This is a genomic window from Streptomyces sp. NPDC059010 (assembly GCF_042740355.1).
Classification (GTDB): domain Bacteria; phylum Actinomycetota; class Actinomycetes; order Streptomycetales; family Streptomycetaceae; genus Streptomyces.
Genome location: NZ_JBHYJA010000052.1, coordinates 1 through 15,902, shown reverse-complemented (window position 1 = coordinate 15,902; position 15,902 = coordinate 1). Strand labels below are relative to the sequence as shown.

At 68.4% G+C, this 15,902-nt stretch carries 15 protein-coding genes and 1 tRNA gene; 8 read left to right on the top strand and 8 right to left on the bottom strand.

Annotation, left to right across the window (positions count from 1 at the left end; translation table 11 throughout):
* Positions 1-1,377 precede the first annotated feature (1,377 nt).
* Positions 1,378-1,677: a hypothetical protein gene (locus tag ACFWYS_RS38940; RefSeq protein ID WP_384779895.1), complete on the top strand. Its 300-nt coding sequence runs from the start codon at positions 1,378-1,380 to the stop codon at positions 1,675-1,677.
* A gap of 136 nt (positions 1,678-1,813) precedes the next feature.
* Here ACFWYS_RS38940 and ACFWYS_RS38935 read toward each other — a convergent pair.
* Positions 1,814-1,885 (bottom strand) — tRNA-Cys (locus tag ACFWYS_RS38935).
* A 202-nt stretch (positions 1,886-2,087) separates the two neighbouring features.
* On the opposite strand from ACFWYS_RS38935, the gene ACFWYS_RS38930 reads away from it, so the two are divergent.
* From ACFWYS_RS38930 to ACFWYS_RS38905, 6 genes are all read left to right on the top strand, one after another.
* Positions 2,088-3,536, top strand: a complete 1,449-nt coding sequence (locus ACFWYS_RS38930; RefSeq protein WP_384779892.1) for an MFS transporter — start codon at positions 2,088-2,090, stop codon at positions 3,534-3,536.
* Between the two features lie 171 nt (positions 3,537-3,707).
* The gene (locus tag ACFWYS_RS38925; RefSeq protein WP_384779889.1) at positions 3,708-5,498 is read left to right on the top strand and encodes a DEAD/DEAH box helicase; all 1,791 of its coding nucleotides are present in this window, start codon (positions 3,708-3,710) and stop codon (positions 5,496-5,498) included.
* A gap of 430 nt (positions 5,499-5,928) precedes the next feature.
* On the top strand, positions 5,929-6,570 hold the full coding sequence (locus tag ACFWYS_RS38920) for an IclR family transcriptional regulator (protein WP_384779886.1): 642 nt from the start codon (positions 5,929-5,931) through the stop codon (positions 6,568-6,570).
* Between the two features lie 45 nt (positions 6,571-6,615).
* The gene (locus ACFWYS_RS38915; protein WP_384779883.1) at positions 6,616-7,404 is read left to right on the top strand and encodes a chorismate synthase; all 789 of its coding nucleotides are present in this window, start codon (positions 6,616-6,618) and stop codon (positions 7,402-7,404) included.
* Entirely contained in the window at positions 7,401-8,510 is a 1,110-nt protein-coding gene (menC, locus tag ACFWYS_RS38910; protein ID WP_384779880.1) for an o-succinylbenzoate synthase, read from the top strand. Before ACFWYS_RS38915 ends, menC begins: the two co-directional genes overlap by 4 nt.
* 66 nt (positions 8,511-8,576) lie before the next feature.
* On the top strand, positions 8,577-9,356 hold the full coding sequence (locus tag ACFWYS_RS38905; protein WP_384779877.1) for a PDZ domain-containing protein: 780 nt from the start codon (positions 8,577-8,579) through the stop codon (positions 9,354-9,356).
* On the opposite strand, the gene ACFWYS_RS38900 is transcribed toward ACFWYS_RS38905, so the two are convergent.
* From ACFWYS_RS38900 to ACFWYS_RS38870, 7 genes are all read right to left on the bottom strand, one after another.
* A complete protein-coding gene (locus ACFWYS_RS38900) occupies positions 9,353-9,535 on the bottom strand; it encodes a hypothetical protein (RefSeq protein WP_384779875.1) in 183 nt (60 codons plus the stop codon). The genes ACFWYS_RS38905 and ACFWYS_RS38900 overlap by 4 nt on opposite strands.
* A gap of 13 nt (positions 9,536-9,548) precedes the next feature.
* Positions 9,549-10,127, bottom strand: a complete 579-nt coding sequence (locus ACFWYS_RS38895) for an ArsR/SmtB family transcription factor (RefSeq protein WP_384779871.1) — start codon at positions 10,125-10,127, stop codon at positions 9,549-9,551.
* 71 nt (positions 10,128-10,198) lie between these two features.
* Positions 10,199-11,158 (bottom strand): glycine betaine ABC transporter substrate-binding protein, encoded by a 960-nt coding sequence (locus ACFWYS_RS38890; RefSeq protein WP_384779869.1) that lies wholly within the window; start codon positions 11,156-11,158, stop codon positions 10,199-10,201.
* Entirely contained in the window at positions 11,155-12,012 is an 858-nt protein-coding gene (locus tag ACFWYS_RS38885; RefSeq protein ID WP_384779866.1) for an ABC transporter permease, read from the bottom strand. The genes ACFWYS_RS38890 and ACFWYS_RS38885 overlap by 4 nt, the downstream gene beginning before the upstream one ends.
* A complete protein-coding gene (locus ACFWYS_RS38880) occupies positions 12,009-13,259 on the bottom strand; it encodes a betaine/proline/choline family ABC transporter ATP-binding protein (protein WP_384779863.1) in 1,251 nt (416 codons plus the stop codon). The genes ACFWYS_RS38885 and ACFWYS_RS38880 overlap by 4 nt, the downstream gene beginning before the upstream one ends.
* A complete protein-coding gene (locus ACFWYS_RS38875; protein WP_384779860.1) occupies positions 13,252-13,899 on the bottom strand; it encodes an ABC transporter permease in 648 nt (215 codons plus the stop codon). Before ACFWYS_RS38875 ends, ACFWYS_RS38880 begins: the two co-directional genes overlap by 8 nt.
* A gap of 18 nt (positions 13,900-13,917) precedes the next feature.
* A complete protein-coding gene (locus ACFWYS_RS38870; protein WP_384779857.1) occupies positions 13,918-14,409 on the bottom strand; it encodes an Lrp/AsnC family transcriptional regulator in 492 nt (163 codons plus the stop codon).
* 138 nt (positions 14,410-14,547) lie between these two features.
* Between ACFWYS_RS38870 and hppD the strand changes: the two genes are divergently transcribed.
* Entirely contained in the window at positions 14,548-15,693 is a 1,146-nt protein-coding gene (gene hppD, locus ACFWYS_RS38865; RefSeq protein ID WP_384779854.1) for a 4-hydroxyphenylpyruvate dioxygenase, read from the top strand.
* Positions 15,694-15,902 lie beyond the last annotated feature (209 nt).

The following is a 15,902-nucleotide window of genomic DNA, read 5'->3' as shown; positions in this document are numbered from 1 at the left end:
ACCGTAGACGAGTCCTGTCTCCCGCGGGCCTTCGACGCTGGCAGGTGGAGTCCGCATGACCACGTACCCATCGGATGGCGATTCCGGGAACACCGTCAACCGCCCGTCAATCCCGTCTGTCGGGCCAATGAACGTGCCCATGCCGCTGCCCATGCCCAGCTCTGGCAGGCACGGCTCCCGTCGGCCGCCAGAGTCAAGGGTCCGCGGGCATGACGACGCATTACCTGTCTCGATCTATCTTTCGGACGAGGCAGCTCAACATGACGTTCAGTTGGCAGTCCTGAGGCTGTTGGACCGTGTGGGTCTTACTGTGATCGAGGCGGATGACCCAATCATCGGGTCTTGGTTCCGACGTCTATGGGCTCGCAGCGCCACGCTGCGTGAGACTGCGTACACAGCGGCGCATATGGCTGACCAGCGACTCGTCTTGGCTCAAGACGCAGCTGTTACCTCCGCACTGATGCAGCATGTCCCGCCACTGATCGCAGCGCTTGATCCCACCAAAGACGCCGTCGTACGTATCGGTGCAGTACTGATCGTCAAGTTGGACTGGCAGGTGTTCGTACTGCAACTGACGGCCGCTCAACAAGCCACGCTAAATCATCAACCGCAGCTCGTTCGGTCACCTCATGAAGCTCTGCAAGCCCTGGGACAACTCGCCCGGGTGGAACCACCTCCAGGCCCAACCGGGTCTGACGGCGATACCGCGAGTGCGGCTCACTAGCTAGGAAGAACGTACTTCCCCGCCTACCCCCAAACGGTACTGCTAATTCTGGGTGTCCCGGAGCGTGCCGTTATGGGCCTCATGGGGTGGTCGACGACCGCGATGCCGCTCGAAATCATCTGGGAGCGGGATTAGCTTCAAGAGATGAATGGCGCTAGATTCGTGTTGCCTGACTGCCCTCTGAAGTTCTGGGGGCAGTCAGGCGATGGTGATGATTACAGTGACGTGAGCGGCTGCCGGGTTCAGTGACGATTCGACTCCCCTGTCACATCTGGTTTTTTGGTAGATAGTTAGAGTGTGGGGCTGTGTGCAGATGTAACCTCGGAGGTTAACAGCCCTGCGAGACTGGGGGAGTCGCGCACATGAAGAGAGTGCCTAACTGGGCAAATTCCGTAGTGTTCCATGCGCTCAATGCGGCGCTACTTGCTTACTCCGCCGCTTCGCGGCGTACGTCGAATGAGGCTAGCGAGTCAGAAGTTCCAGAAGAAACGTTCGTGGTTTCTGGCAGGCGCGAAACTGATCAATTCTCGGAATGGATTGGTGAGGACGTTCGCCATCTCGACAATCTGCGAAGTGATGTCGAAGTGGTCCGATGAATTACTGTTGCGAGGACGGTAGAGCGGCAATTTCAGGTGGTTGCTGAGAAGAGTTCCGTGATCGAGGGTGCCCTTAAGGCGTCTGGTGCTCTGATTGGTGTTTCTACTGAAATTGAGAGTCGTGTCGAGCGGGCCCACACGGACTCGATGTCGAAATCTCTAACGTTGACCCACAGTGTTGAGGAATATATAGAGTATGTGGTCAATCCTCGCTCGGAACTCACCGTCGCTCTTCAGTGGAAAAGGTTGTGGCAGCGTGGCGAGTACATACTCGACGGATGTTTCGGGACGGTTCTTGCCGTGCCCTACCAAGAGTCGATTGGCCTGAGCTTCGATGTCGCCGTATCTGGCTCATGAGGCACCGAGGCCCTGGATGAGCCAGTCCTTCTCAACGGAGTGAGCTACCGACTGAGACGGGAACTGAGACGGACCACCTTAAGGGCGGCACCTTCGGACGGCGCCGCCCTTACGTTCTGCCTGGTCAGGCATCCAGAGGCCGTGGCGGGAATCGAACCCACGTAACTCGCTTTGCAGGCGAGCCCCTAAACCACTCGGGCACACGGCCACTACCAAGTCCGGTTGTTCTGGGCTTGATCGGTAAGTCGACCGTACGGGCCGGGTCGGGGCGGGCTCAAGGGAATCGGGTGCGGTGCAATGGGACTGCCATGCCGCGTTCATGAACGGGGTGGTCTTACGACCAAGGTCGCAGGGTGGGGCCGGTCTCTCGACAGGGGTCAAAGCTGGTTGTGGCCCTTACGCTGGCGGGCATGAGTGTCGTTGAGCCGCGTGACGCCGGTGTTGCGAAGAGGTCCGATCACGTCCTGGTCGCCGGGTCCGAGGAGAGTGTGCTGAGCAGGTCCTATCGGGCGCTCAGTGTCGGGATCGTCTCCGTCGTGCTGCTCATCGCCTTCGAGGCGACCGCTGTCGGGACGGCGATGCCGGTGGCCGCGCGGGAGCTGGACGGGGTGTCGTTGTACGCGTTCGCGTTCTCGGGGTACTTCACCACCAGCCTGTTCGGGATGGTGCTCGCGGGGCAGTGGTCGGATCGGCGGGGGCCGCTCGGGGCGCTCACGGCCGGGATGGCCGCCTTCGGGGCCGGGCTGTTGCTGGCCGGGACCGCCGGAGCGATGTGGGTGTTCATTCTCGGGCGGGCCGTGCAGGGGCTCGGCGGCGGGCTGGTGATCGTCGCGCTGTACGTCGTCGTCGGGCGGGCCTACCCCGAGCGGTTGCGGCCGGCGATCATGGCGGCGTTCGCGGCCGGCTGGGTCGTGCCGTCGATCGTGGGGCCGCTCGCGTCCGGGGCGGTGACCGAGCATCTGGGGTGGCGCTGGGTGTTCGTCGGGATTCCGGTGCTGGTTGTCTTTCCGCTCGCGATCGCGCTGCCGCAGATAAGGCGGCGGGCGGCAGGGCCGGTCGACGCCGCCGCCGGGAGTGCCTCCTTCGACCGGCGGCGGATCCGGCTCGCCCTCGGTATCTCGCTGGGTGCGGGGCTGTTGCAGTACGCCGCCCAGGATCTGCGGTGGCTCTCCCTCGTACCCGGCATCGCGGGCGCCGCACTGCTCGTGCCGGCCGTGCTGGGGCTGCTTCCGCGGGGCACGTACCGGGCGGCGCGTGGGCTGCCGTCCGTGGTGCTGTTGCGGGGGATCGCCGCGGGGTCCTTCATCGCGGCCGAGTCCTTCGTGCCGTTGATGCTGGTCACCCAGCGGGGCCTGTCGCCCACGCTCGCCGGGTTCTCGCTCGCCGCGGGGGGCGTGACATGGGCGTTGGGGTCGTGGGTGCAGTCGTGGGCGCGGGTCGAGCCGTATCGGGAGCGGCTGATGGCGGTGGGGATGGTGCTGGTGGCGGCGTCCGTCGCCGCCGCGCCGAGTGTGCTGATCGACTCCGTGCCTGCCTGGATCGTCGCCGTGGTGTGGGCTTTCGGGTGCTTCGGGATGGGGCTGGTGATCTCGTCCGCGAGCGTGCTGCTGCTCCAGCTCTCCGCGCCCGAGGAGGCCGGGACCAACTCCGCCGCCCTCCAGATCTCCGACGCCCTGTCCAATGTGATTCTGCTGGCCGCGGGCGGCGCCGCCTTCGCGGCCCTGGGGGGCGGCACGGTGAGCCATGCGGGCGCGACGGCGTCGGGTTCGCATCCGGGGGCGTTCGCGGCGGTGTTCCTGCCGATGGCGGGGGTGGCGTTGGTGGGGGCCTGGGTGGCTACGCGGTTGCGGGTGCGGTGAGTTGCCGAGGTGTGGCTGTGACGTCCGTCCCACCCGTGCGGGACCCGGCCTTGTCCGCGCCTGGACACCGCCGGACCGCCGGTAGGGTGGCCCGGTTGTCATACGTAGCCGAGTCGCCTACGTCCCGGCCACCGAGCCACCGCCCCTGCATCCGACCCCCTTGCGGAGACCGTGACTACCACCGCCGCCTCCTCCCACCACCTTTCCCCCGCCTTCCCCGGCCGCGCCCCCTGGGGTACCGCCAACAAGCTGCGTGCCTGGCAGCAAGGGGCGATGGAGAAGTACATCCAGGAGCAGCCGCGTGACTTCCTCGCGGTCGCCACGCCGGGCGCCGGAAAGACGACCTTCGCCCTGACGCTGGCCTCCTGGCTGCTGCACCACCATGTCGTGCAGCAGGTCACCGTGGTCGCGCCGACCGAGCATCTGAAGAAGCAGTGGGCGGAAGCGGCGGCGCGCATCGGCATCAAGCTCGATCCCGAGTACAGCGCGGGGCCGCTCGGCAAGGACTACCAGGGCGTCGCCGTCACCTACGCCGGTGTCGGCGTACGGCCCATGCTGCACCGCAACCGGGTCGAGCAGCGCAAGACCCTCGTCATCCTCGACGAGATCCACCACGCCGGTGACTCCAAGTCCTGGGGCGAGGCCTGTCTGGAGGCGTTCGAGCCCGCCACGCGTCGGCTCTGCCTCACCGGTACGCCCTTCCGGTCCGACACCAACCCCATCCCCTTCGTGCTGTACGAAGAGGGCAACGACGGCATCCGGCGGTCCGCCGCCGACTACACGTACGGCTACGGCTCCGCGCTGTCCGACGGAGTCGTGCGGCCCGTCATCTTCCTCTCCTACAGCGGCAACATGCGCTGGCGGACCAAGGCGGGGGACGAGATCGCCGCCCGGCTCGGCGAGCCGATGACCAAGGACGCCGTCAGCCAGGCCTGGCGTACCGCCCTCGATCCGCGCGGCGAATGGATGCCCAGTGTGCTGCGCGCCGCCGACCAGCGGCTGACCGAGGTGCGCAAGGCCATTCCGGACGCCGGGGCCCTCGTCATCGCCTCCGATCAGGACTCCGCCCGCGCCTACGCCAAGCTGATCCGGGAGATCACCGGCAACAAGGCGACCCTCGTGCTGTCCGACGACGCCGGCGCGTCCAACCGGATCGACGAGTTCAGCGGCAGCAACGACCGGTGGATGGTCGCCGTACGCATGGTGTCGGAGGGTGTCGACGTGCCCCGGCTCGCCGTCGGGGTCTACGCCACCACCATCTCCACGCCGCTCTTCTTCGCCCAGGCCGTCGGCCGTTTCGTGCGGTCCCGGCGGCGGGGTGAGACCGCCTCCGTCTTCCTGCCGACCGTCCCCGATCTCCTCACCTTCGCCAACGAGATGGAGGTCGAGCGCGACCACGCCCTCGACAAGCCGAAGAAGGACGGCGAGGAGGACCCGTACGCCGAGTCCGAGAAGGAGATGGAGGAGGCGAACAAGGAGCAGGACGAGGACACCGGCGAGCAGGAGCAGTTCGCCTTCGAGGCGCTGGAGTCCGAGGCCGTCTTCGACCGGGTCCTCTACGACGGTGCCGAGTTCGGCATGCAGGCCCACCCGGGGAGCGAGGAGGAGCAGGACTACCTCGGGATTCCGGGGCTGCTGGAGCCCGACCAGGTGCAGATGCTGCTGCAGAAGCGGCAGGCCCGGCAGATAGCGCACAGCCGTAAGAAGCCGGACTCCGAGGCGGATCTGCTGGAGCTGCCCGCCGAGCGGCGGCCCGTCGTCTCGCACAAGGAGATGATGGAGCTGCGTAAGCAGCTCAACACGATGGTCAGCGCGTATGTGCATCAGAGCGGGAAGCCGCATGGGGTGATCCATACGGAGCTGCGGCGGGTCTGCGGGGGGCCGCCGAGTGCGGAGGCGACGGCGGGGCAGCTTCGGCAGCGGATCGCCAAGGTGCAGGAGTGGGCTACGCGGATGAAGTGACGCCGCGAGTGAAGTGACGGCGCTTGCGTTTCGGCTGCGGGGCGGTGGGGGCTTGTCGCGCCCACGCGGCGGAGCCGCATATCGATACAGCCCCGCGCCCCTGTGGCGCTTCGCGCCTGCTCGGGGCGCTCCGCACGCCTACACGGGCGCTTCACGCGCCGTACATTCCCGGACGAACGGTTGTGGTCCGTACTCGCCACTGCCCGGATTCTGGACGGAGCCTTCCGCTCAGCGAACCGGCTTCGCTAATGTCCCGCTACGCACACGCCCCGTGGCAGCGCCGCCGCGGAGCGCAGCCGTGAAGCGACGCGGTCCGGTACAGGCCGGGCCGCCGGCCGATCGGCGGCCTCTGAAGCGCGTCACTGGACGGGACTCCGTGACGCATCCGCCGCGAGGGGGCCGTCGACCTCACCACTAAGGAGTGGGCGTCGTGACCGCGGAGACCTCTCAGACGCTCGACCGAGGACTGCGTGTCCTCAAGCTGCTGGCCGATACGGACCATGGGCTGACCGTCACCGAGCTTTCCAACAAACTGGGCGTGAACCGGACCGTTGTGTACCGGCTGCTCGCCACGCTCGAACAGCACGCCCTCGTACGCCGTGACCTGGGCGGACGCGCCCGCGTGGGACTCGGCGTCTTGCGACTGGGGCGGCAGGTGCATCCACTCGTACGGGAGGCCGCGCTGCCGGCGCTGCGGTCGCTGGCCGAGGACATAGGGGCGACCGCCCACCTGACCCTCGTGGACGGCACGGAAGCGCTGGCCGTCGCCGTGGTCGAGCCGACCTGGACGGACTATCACGTCGCCTATCGGGCCGGGTTCCGGCATCCGCTGGACCGTGGGGCCGCGGGGCGGGCGATACTCGCGGCGCGGCAGCAGCCGATGGAGGAGCCCGGGTACACCCTCACCCATGGCGAGCTGGAGGCGGGGGCGAGCGGGGCGGCCGCGCCGTTGATCGGGGTCACCGGGGTCGAGGGCAGCGTGGGTGTGGTGATGCTGGCCGACGCGGTGCCCGAGCGGGTGGGGCCGAGGGTCGTGGACGCGGCCCGGGAGGTCGCGGAGGCGTTGCGCTGACGCGCGTACTAGGCAGGGCCCCGCACCACCTCCGACACTCGTGTCATGACCTCACTGAGCATCCGCACCGTCCACGAGCCCGCCGGGTTCACCGCTGTTGCCGACTACTTCAGTGACGTATGGCAGACGCCCCGCAGCGCACCGCCCCTGCTGCCCGAGACGCTGAACAGCCTCGCCCACGCGGGCGGGGCGGTGCACGCGGCGTACGACGGGGAACGGCTCGTCGGTGCCTGCGTCGCCGTGTTCGGGCCGCCGGCGTCGCGGGAGACGTACTCGCTGCTGGCCGCTGCCGAGCAGGGGCTCGGGCCGCGGTTGAAGCAGGCCCAGCGGGCCTGGGCGGTGGAGCTCGGGGCGCTCACCATGCGCTGGACCTTCGATCCGCTGGTCGGCCGGAACGCCCGGTTCAACTTCGTCAAACTGGGCGCCACCGGTACCGACTACCTCATCGACTTCTACGGCCCCATGGCGGACGGCGTGAACGACGGCGACGAGAGCGACCGGCTGGAGGTGGCCTGGGACCTGGTCGGGCCGCCGCGAGGACAGGCGGACGACGCCGGGCCCGGCATCCCGGATCGCGAGGCCGCGCCCACCACGCACACGGCCCCCGACGGCGGGCCGCTCGCCCGCCGGGACGTGTCGGACCGGTATGTCTGGTGCCGTGTACCGGACGACATAGTGGCGCTGCGGGCAGCGGACCCGGAGCTGGCACTGGGTTGGCGGCGAGCTGTCCGCGAGGTGTTCACCAAGGCCTTCGCCGAGGGGTTCACGGCGACGGACATGTCCCGCGACGGCTGGTACACGCTCACCCACGACCGGGAGGACGCCACCGCATGAAGCTCGAACGCGTCGAGATCGTCCACATCGCGATCCCGCTCGTCACCCCCTTCCGTACCTCCTTCGGCACGATGACGACGAAGGACACCTTCCTGCTGCACGTCGTCACGGACGCGGCCGAGGGCTGGTCGGAGTTCGCGGGCGACCCCGAGCCGCTGTACTGCTCGGAGCACGTGGCCGGCGCGGAGATCGTGCTGCGCGACTTCCTGCTGCCGCGCGTCGCCGCACTCCCCGTGTTCGATACGGCCCACCTCGCGCCGGCGATGGCGAAGATCAAGGGGCACGAGCTGGCGAAGGCGGCGCTGGAGACGGCGGTGCTGGACGCGGAGCTGCGGTCGTACGGGATGCCGCTGGCCACGTATCTCGGGGCGGTGCGGGAGCGGGTGCCGGCCGGGGTGTCGGTCGGCATCAGACGGACGCTCGGTGAGTTGCTGGACGACGTCGAGGGGTATCTGGCGGACGGCTATGTCCGGATCAAGCTGAAGATCGAGCCGGGCTGGGACCTCGAACCCGTACGGGCCGTGCGTGAGCGCTTCGGGGCGGAGCTGCCGCTCCAGGTGGACGCCAACACGGCGTACACGCTCGCGGACGCCGAGCATCTGCGGCGGCTGGACGCGTTCGGGCTGCTGCTGATCGAGGAGCCGCTCGCGGAGGACAACCTGTACGCCCACGCCCGCCTCCAGCAGCGCATCGCGACCCCCGTCTGCCTGGACGAGTCCCTGCACAACGCCGCCGACACCGCGTCCGCGATCGCGCTGGACGCGTGCCGGGTCGTGAACGTGAAGCCCGCCCGGGTCGGGGGATACCTGGAGGCGCGGCGGGTGCATGACGTGGCGTACGCGCACGGGGTGCCGGTGTGGTGCGGCGGGATGCTGGAGACGGGTATCGGCCGCGCGGCGAACCTGGCGCTGGCGGCGCTGCCCGGTTTCACGCTGCCCGGGGACACATCGGCGTCCGGCCGCTACTTCGCCGAGGACATCACCGAGCCGTTCGTGCTGGTGGACGGTCATCTGCCGGTGCCGAGAGGCCCGGGGATCGGGGTGCAGCCGCTGCCGGAGGTGCTGCGGCGCTTCACCAAGCAGCGGCGAGACCTGTACGTGACCTGAATGGGGCACCCTTGGCAGCTCCGACCTGCGCCGGGCCGGAACTCGCCGCCACGTTAGATTGATCCCGTGTTCTCTCGTCTCTCGCGCCCCCGGGCCGTCGCCGTCTGCGCCCTGCCGGTCGTGGCCCTGCTCGCCACGGCGGCCTTCGCGCCGCTGCCGTTCTCACTGACGCAGCCCGGGCTGACCGCGGACGTGCTGGGGGAGAACAAGGGGGACCCGGTGATCACGATCTCCGGTGCGCCGACCCGCGACACCAGCGGTGAGCTGCGGATGACGACCATCGAGGCCACCTCGCCGGACACGGACGTACGGCTCGGCGACCTGGTCGACGCCTGGTTCCGCACGGACAAGGCGGTCATGCCGCGCGACTCGGTCTATCCGAGCGGGCGCAGCACCCGGGAGATCGAGCAGTACAACACCGAGCAGATGAAGGAGTCCCAGGACGCCGCGACCGAGGCCGCGCTGAACTACCTGGACCTGACCGACAAGAACATCAAGGTCACCCTGAAACTCGCGGACGTCGGCGGCCCCAGCGCGGGCCTGCTGTTCTCCCTCGGCATCATCGACAAACTGAACGACGACGACCTCACCGGCGGCCGCACCATCGCCGGCACCGGCACGATCGACCCCGCCGGCCAGGTCGGCGCGGTCGGCGGCGTATCCCTGAAGACCCAGGCGGCCAAGCGCGACGGCGCGACGGTCTTCCTGGTCCCGAAGGCAGAGTGCTCCGACGCGAAGGCGGAACTCCCGAAGGGCCTCCGGCTGATCCCGGTGACGACCCTGAAGGGCGCGGTGAGCTCCCTGGAGGCGCTGGAGTCGGGGAAGGGCTCGGTTCCGAGCTGCTAGGGGTTTAACGCCGGTTTGGGCGTGGCCAGGCGCAGGCCGACTTCCACGAGCGTCCAGCCGACCCTCGTTCGCAGATCCCGGGCGGGTTTGGCGCGGGTCGCGAGGGCGTGTGCGTGGGCTTCGGCCTGGAGTTCGGCGGCGCGGGTGTGGTGCAGGGTGAGGTGGGTTTCGGGGTGCATGGGGTGGGGCCTCTCAGTCCGAGGTGATGGGGAAGACGTGGGTATGGAGGCGCACCTGCTCCGCGTCCGCGGTGCCTTCGGGGGCGGCGCGTGCGCGGTAGCTTTCGATGAGTTCGTGGATCTTCTCGTTGAGTTCGCTTGCGAGGTCGGGTGTGAGGCGAATCGTGAAGTCACTCACGTCCGAGGCGCTGACCCACACGTCGGGCCACTCGTGCCGGGTGCCGATGAACGTCGAGAGCTCCTGGGTGTGCCAGTTCGCGACCTCATGCATGAACACGGACGCCGCGCCTCGTACCGCCGGATCCGTGTCCCGCATCAGTGACTCGTCGAACCGCACCCCTTGGTGGACCGCCCGCCACCAACGCTCCCGGCCCTTGCCGTGCTCCGGGGCGTCCTCCACGAAGCCGTACGCGGCGAGCTGGCGCAGGTGGTAGCTGGTGGCGCCGCTCGACTCGCCGAGTTTTTCGGCGAGTTGGGAGGCGGTGGCGGGTCCGCCGCGGCGAAGGGCGGACAGCAGCTGCATCCGCAGGGGGTGGGCGAGCCCGCGGAGTGTGCGGGCGTCGAGCTCATGAAGCTTCGGTTCCTCGACCATGGTTACAAAGGTATCGTTGCAAAACTTCCTTTGCAACGGGTTCTTTGGAACCAACTGCCCAGCGACATCCGCTACTTCACGAACCCCTCCTCCTTCATCCAGTCCAACGCCACCTGATGCGGGTCCTCCCCGTCCACATCCACCTTCGCGTTCAGGTCCTGCGCCACGGAGTTGTTCAGTTTCTTGGTGACCGGGTCGAGTACCTGCGCGATGGCCGGCCACTTCTTCAGGGTCTTGGAGTTGATCATCGGGGCGACGTTGTAGTTGGGGAAGAACTTCTTGTCGTCCTCCATGACCACGAGGTTCATGGACTTGATGCGGCCGTCCGTCGTGAAGACCTCGCCGTAGGTGCAACTGCCCTTCGCGACCTGGGTGTAGATGATCCCGGTGTCCATCTGGGTGATGTTCTTCGTGGGCACGTCCATGCCGTACGCCTTCTGCATGCCCGGCAGCCCGTCCGCCCGGTTGGCGAACTCGACCTCCACGCACAGAGTCACGGCGCCGGGGTCGGACTTGGACAGCGCGGCGACCTCGGAGAGCGTGTTCGTGCCGTACTTCTTGTGGTTCTCCTGGTTCATCGCCAGGGCGTAGGTGTTGTTCAGCTCGGAGGGCGCCAGCCAGGTCACCCCGTTCTTCGCGTCCGCCTCGCGCACCGCCTCCCACTGCTTGTGCGGGTCGGGGATCGGCTCGCTGCGGCCCAGGTACGTGATCCAGGCCGTGCCCGTGTACTCGTACCCGGCGTCCGCGTCGCCCTTGCGGACCGCCTCGCGGCTGCCGATGGAGCCCTGGATGCCGGTGCGGTCGAGCACCTCCGCACCGGCCGCCTGGAAGGCGATGCCCATGATCGCGCCGAGGATGAGCTGCTCGGTGAACGACTTCGACGTCACCGTCAGTTCGGCGCCCTTCAGTGGCTCGCCCCGTCCGATCGTGCCGGGCCGTACGTCGTCCACCATCGGGGAGCCGCTGGTCAGGCCGCACCCGGCGGACGCCACCAGCAACCCCGCCGTCAGCAGGACCCCGGGCCGCCTCACAGGTCCAGCCCCCGTGGCCGCAGCAGCACTTCCGCCAGCGACGCCAGCCAGTCCACCAGCAGGGCGAGGGCGACCGTGAGGATCGAGCCCAGGACCAGGACCGGCATGCGCTGGTTGGTGATGCCGGCCGTGATCAGCACGCCGAGGCCGCCGCCTCCGCCGAACACCGCCAGGGTCGCCGTACCGACGTTGAGGACCAGGGCCGTGCGGACGCCCGCCAGGATCAGCGGGACCGCCAGGGGGAGTTCCACCCGGGACAGGACGCCCATCGGGGACATGCCGATGCCGCGCGCGGCCTCCAGCATGGTCGGGTCGTTCGCCTTGAGGCCGGCCATCGTGTTGGACAGCACGGGCAGCACGGCGTACGCGATCATGCCGATCAGGGCCGCTCTGCGGCCGATGCCCAGCCAGATCACCAGCAGGGCGAGCAGGCCGATCGCCGGGGTCGCCTGGCCCATGTTGGCGATCGCCACGGCCACCGGGGTGGCCTTCCGGAATGCCCGCCTGGTCAGCAGGATGCCCAGCGGGATCGCGATGATCAGCACGAAGAAGGTGGAGATCGCGGTGAGTTCGATGTGCTCCCACAGGGCCTGCGAGACCTGACCGTTCGACAGCGCGTTCTCGGAGACCGCGTCGAGGTCGGCCTGCTGGAACCACAGCCAGGTCGCGAGCAGCAGCACCACCAGCATCGCGGGCACGACGGTGAGCTGCTGCCGGCTCAGCCGGGCCGGGGCCCGCACGTGCGTGGGGGAGGGGGCCTCCGTGCCCGCCGCGGGTTCGCCGCCTTCGGGAGCCTCGGATTCCCCGGACGCCTCCCGCACCGGGGACGTCCCGGGGGTCTCGGGACCGCTCACGCCTTCATCCCCCCTCCCTCGCCCTCCTGCTCGGCGTGCGTGCGCTCCGCCCGCGCCCCCTCCAGCTCGTGCTGGGCCTCCAGCGCCTCCAGCCGGTCGGCCTCCAGCAGCTCGTGCACGGAGTTCATCAGCGTCTCCATGTCCACGACGCCCGTGTACTCGCCGCGCCGCCCGGTCACCGCCACCCGGCCCGAGCTGTCCGTGAGCACCGCCTCCAGCGCGTCCCGCAGGGTCGCGTCCTTGGTCACCGTGTCGTGCACGAGCGTGCCCGCCCGCGCCAGCGACCCCTTGGCCCGCATCATGTCGCCGCGCCGGAGCCACTTGTACGGCCGTCGGCGCCGGTCGAGCAGCAGGACCTCGTTGGTGCCGCTCGCCCGCAGCCGGTTGAAGATCTCCTGGAGCGGGTCGTCCACGGTCGCCGTCGGATAGTCGGTGATCTCCACGTCCCGCACCCGGGACAGGTTCAGCCGCTTCAGCGCCGCCCCGGCGCCGACGAAACCGGACACGAAGTCGTCCGCCGGGTTGGTGAGGATGGCCTCCGGGGTGTCGAACTGGGCGATGTGGGACCGTTCGCGCAGAACGGCGATCCGGTCGCCGAGCTTGATCGCCTCGTCGAAGTCGTGCGTGACGAAGACGATCGTCTTGTGCAGCTCGTGCTGGAGCCTGATCAGCTCGTCCTGGAGATGGTCGCGGGTGATCGGGTCGACCGCGCCGAACGGCTCGTCCATCAGCAGCACCGGGGGATCGGCCGCCAACGCCCGTGCCACGCCCACGCGTTGCTGCTGGCCGCCGGAGAGCTGGCGTGGATACCGGCCGCGGAACTCCCCGACGTCCAGCCCGACGAGGTCGAGCAGCTCCTCGACGCGCGCGGCGATCCGGGTCTTCGACCAGCCGATCATCTTCGGCACGAGCGCGATGTTCTGCGCGACCGTCATGTGCGGGAACAGTCCCGCGGACTGGATCGCGTAGCCGACCTTGCGGCGCAGCTTCACCGGGTCGATGTCGGTGACGTCCTCGCCGCCGATGCGGATCCGGCCACCGGTCGGCTCGATCAGCCGGTTGATCATCTTCAGGGTGGTCGACTTCCCGCACCCGGAGGGGCCGACGAAGATGACGACCTCGCCGGCCTTGATCTCCATGTTGACGTCGTCCACGGCCGGCTGCGGGCTGCCCGGATAATGCTTCGAGAGGTTCTCCAGCTCGATGGACGCGCCGTGGTGGCCGTCGTGGCCGTTGTTCTCAGGCACGGATCCCCCTGGGGATGGTCAGCCGCCCGATCAGGACGTACGCGGCGTCGAACAGCAGCGCCAGGATGATGATCCCGACCGTGCCCGCGAGCACCTGGTTCAGTGCGTTCGCGCTGCCCAGCGAGGCGAGACCGCGGAAGATGACGTTGCCGAGGCCGGGGCCGGAGGCGTACGCCGCGATGGCCGCGATGCCCATCAGCATCTGTGTGGCGACCCGGATCCCGGTCAGGATCGGCGGCCAGGCCAGCGGCAGCTCCACCTTCAGCAGCCGGGTGAGCCGCGACATCCCGATCCCCTTGGCCGCGTCCACCAGGGACGGGTCGACCCCGCGCAGCCCGACGATCGAGTTGCGCACGATCGGCAGCAGCCCGTACAGCGTCAGTGCGATCACCGTGGGCGCCACGCCGAGGCCCACGACCGGGATGAGCAGACCGATCATGGCAAGCGACGGAATGGTCAGGATGCCGGAGGTGGTCAGCGTGGCGAGATTGCCGGCCCACTCGGTGCGATAGGTGGCCACGCCGATCAGCACCCCGATCACGGTCGCCACGATCATGCACTGCAGGACGGCGCTGGCGTGCTGGAGGGCGTCGGCGAACAGCTGCTGGTGGCGGTTGCCCAGGTACTCCCAGAAGCTCACATCCGCTCACCCGCTCACCTAGGTCGGCCAGGTCGTCCTGTCCCGGTCCTGGGCCGCCTGCTCCACCAGCGGGATGGTCCGCAGCGGAACGGGGTTCTCCATCACGATCGCGGTGGAGGCCCGGACGATCCCATCGAAACCGACAACCCGGTCGATCACCCGCTGGAGATCGGCGTTGGAGCGCGCCACCAGGCGGCACATCATGTCCCCGGTCCCGGTGGTGGTGTGCAGCTCCAGCACCTCCGGCACGCTCGCCAAGTGCGCCCGTACGTCGGCCCCTTGCCCCTGCCGGATCTGCAGCGTGGCGAAGGCGGTGACCGGATATCCGAGCGCGGCCGGATCCACCTCGGGGCCGAATCCGCGGATGACTCCGTTCGACTGAAGCCGGTCAAGGCGCGCCTGCACGGTCCCGCGGGCCACTCCCAGCCGCCGGGACATCTCCAGCACCCCGATCCGCGGCTCCCGCGCCAGCAGCACGATGATCCGCCCGTCCAGATGATCGATCGCCACAGCAGCCTCCCGAAGCCTCACGAGCGGGGTGGTCAACCTGTACAGACAGCCCGCAGAAACGGACCCTTCGCTGCACAGACTGCCCAGTGAACGAACAAACTATTGCGCACCTTGCCGCACCGGAGTGAGGCTGCGGCTATGACGCAGACCACACACCACACTCCCGACACCGCCCGGCAGGCCGACCCCTTCCCGGTCAAGGGAATGGACGCGGTCGTCTTCGCCGTGGGCAACGCCAAGCAGGCGGCGCACTACTACTCCACCGCCTTCGGCATGAAGCTGGTCGCCTACTCCGGACCGGAGAACGGCAGCCGCGAGACCGCGAGCTATGTGCTGGAGAACGGCTCCGCCCGGTTCGTCCTCACCTCGGTCATCAAGCCCGCCACCACCTGGGGCCACTTCCTCGCCCAGCACGTGGCCGAGCACGGCGACGGCGTCATCGACCTCGCCATCGAGGTGCCGGACGCGCGCCGCGCCTACGCCTACGCCCTCGAACACGGCGCCCGCTCGGTCGAGGAGCCGTACGAGACGAAGGACGAGCACGGCACCGTCGTACGGGCCGCGATCGCGACGTACGGCGAGACCCGCCACACCCTCGTCGAGCGCAAGGACTACGACGGCCCGTACCTGCCGGGCTTCGTCGCCGTCGCGCCGATGGTCGAGCCGCCCGCCCAGCGCACCTTCCAGGCCATCGACCACTGCGTCGGCAACGTCGAGCTCGGCCGGATGAACGAATGGGTCGGCTTCTACAACAAGGTCATGGGCTTCACGAACATGAAGGAGTTCGTGGGCGACGACATCGCGACCGAGTACAGCGCGCTGATGTCGAAGGTGGTCGCGGACGGGACCCTGAAGGTCAAGTTCCCGATCAACGAGCCCGCCATCGCCAAGAAGAAGTCCCAGATCGACGAGTACCTGGAGTTCTACGGCGGCGCGGGCGTCCAGCACATCGCGCTGAACACCAACGACATCGTGGCCACGGTCCGCACGATGCGCGCGGCCGGTGTCCAGTTCCTCGACACCCCCGACTCGTACTACGACACCCTCGGTGAGTGGGTCGGCGACACCCGTGTTCCCATCGAGACCCTGCGCGAGCTGAAGATCCTCGCCGACCGCGACGAGGACGGCTATCTGCTGCAGATCTTCACCAAGCCGGTCCAGGACCGGCCGACCGTGTTCTTCGAGATCATCGAGCGGCACGGCTCGATGGGCTTCGGCAAGGGCAACTTCAAGGCACTGTTCGAGGCGATCGAGCGGGAGCAGGAGAAGCGCGGCAACCTCTGAGGCTCGCGTGAAGCCTGTGAATTCGTAGAAAGCGCAACCATCTCGGCCCGGTCGGGCCTCTCCAGTCGTGTGGGCGCCACGGGGGTGCCCACGCGTCCGGGGAGGGAAGTGTGGCCGACCGCGTCGACCAGTCCACACCCCAGTCTCTTATAAACAACTTAAGCAGCCGACGACAAAGGAAGTGTTTATATCGGGGGGGGGCGGATCAG

What these genes read in the sequence shown, in the direction of transcription:
- ACFWYS_RS38930 (WP_384779892.1), top strand. Translation starts at nt 2,088, where the DNA reads ATGAGTGTCGTTGAGCCGCGTGACGCCGGTGTTGCGAAGAGGTCCGAT.
- ACFWYS_RS38915 (WP_384779883.1), top strand. Translation starts at nt 6,616, where the DNA reads ATGACCTCACTGAGCATCCGCACCGTCCACGAGCCCGCCGGGTTCACC.
- menC (WP_384779880.1), top strand. Translation starts at nt 7,401, where the DNA reads ATGAAGCTCGAACGCGTCGAGATCGTCCACATCGCGATCCCGCTCGTC.
- ACFWYS_RS38900 (WP_384779875.1), bottom strand. Translation starts at nt 9,535, where the DNA reads ATGCACCCCGAAACCCACCTCACCCTGCACCACACCCGCGCCGCCGAA.
- ACFWYS_RS38895 (WP_384779871.1), bottom strand. Translation starts at nt 10,127, where the DNA reads ATGGTCGAGGAACCGAAGCTTCATGAGCTCGACGCCCGCACACTCCGC.
- hppD (WP_384779854.1), top strand. Translation starts at nt 14,548, where the DNA reads ATGACGCAGACCACACACCACACTCCCGACACCGCCCGGCAGGCCGAC.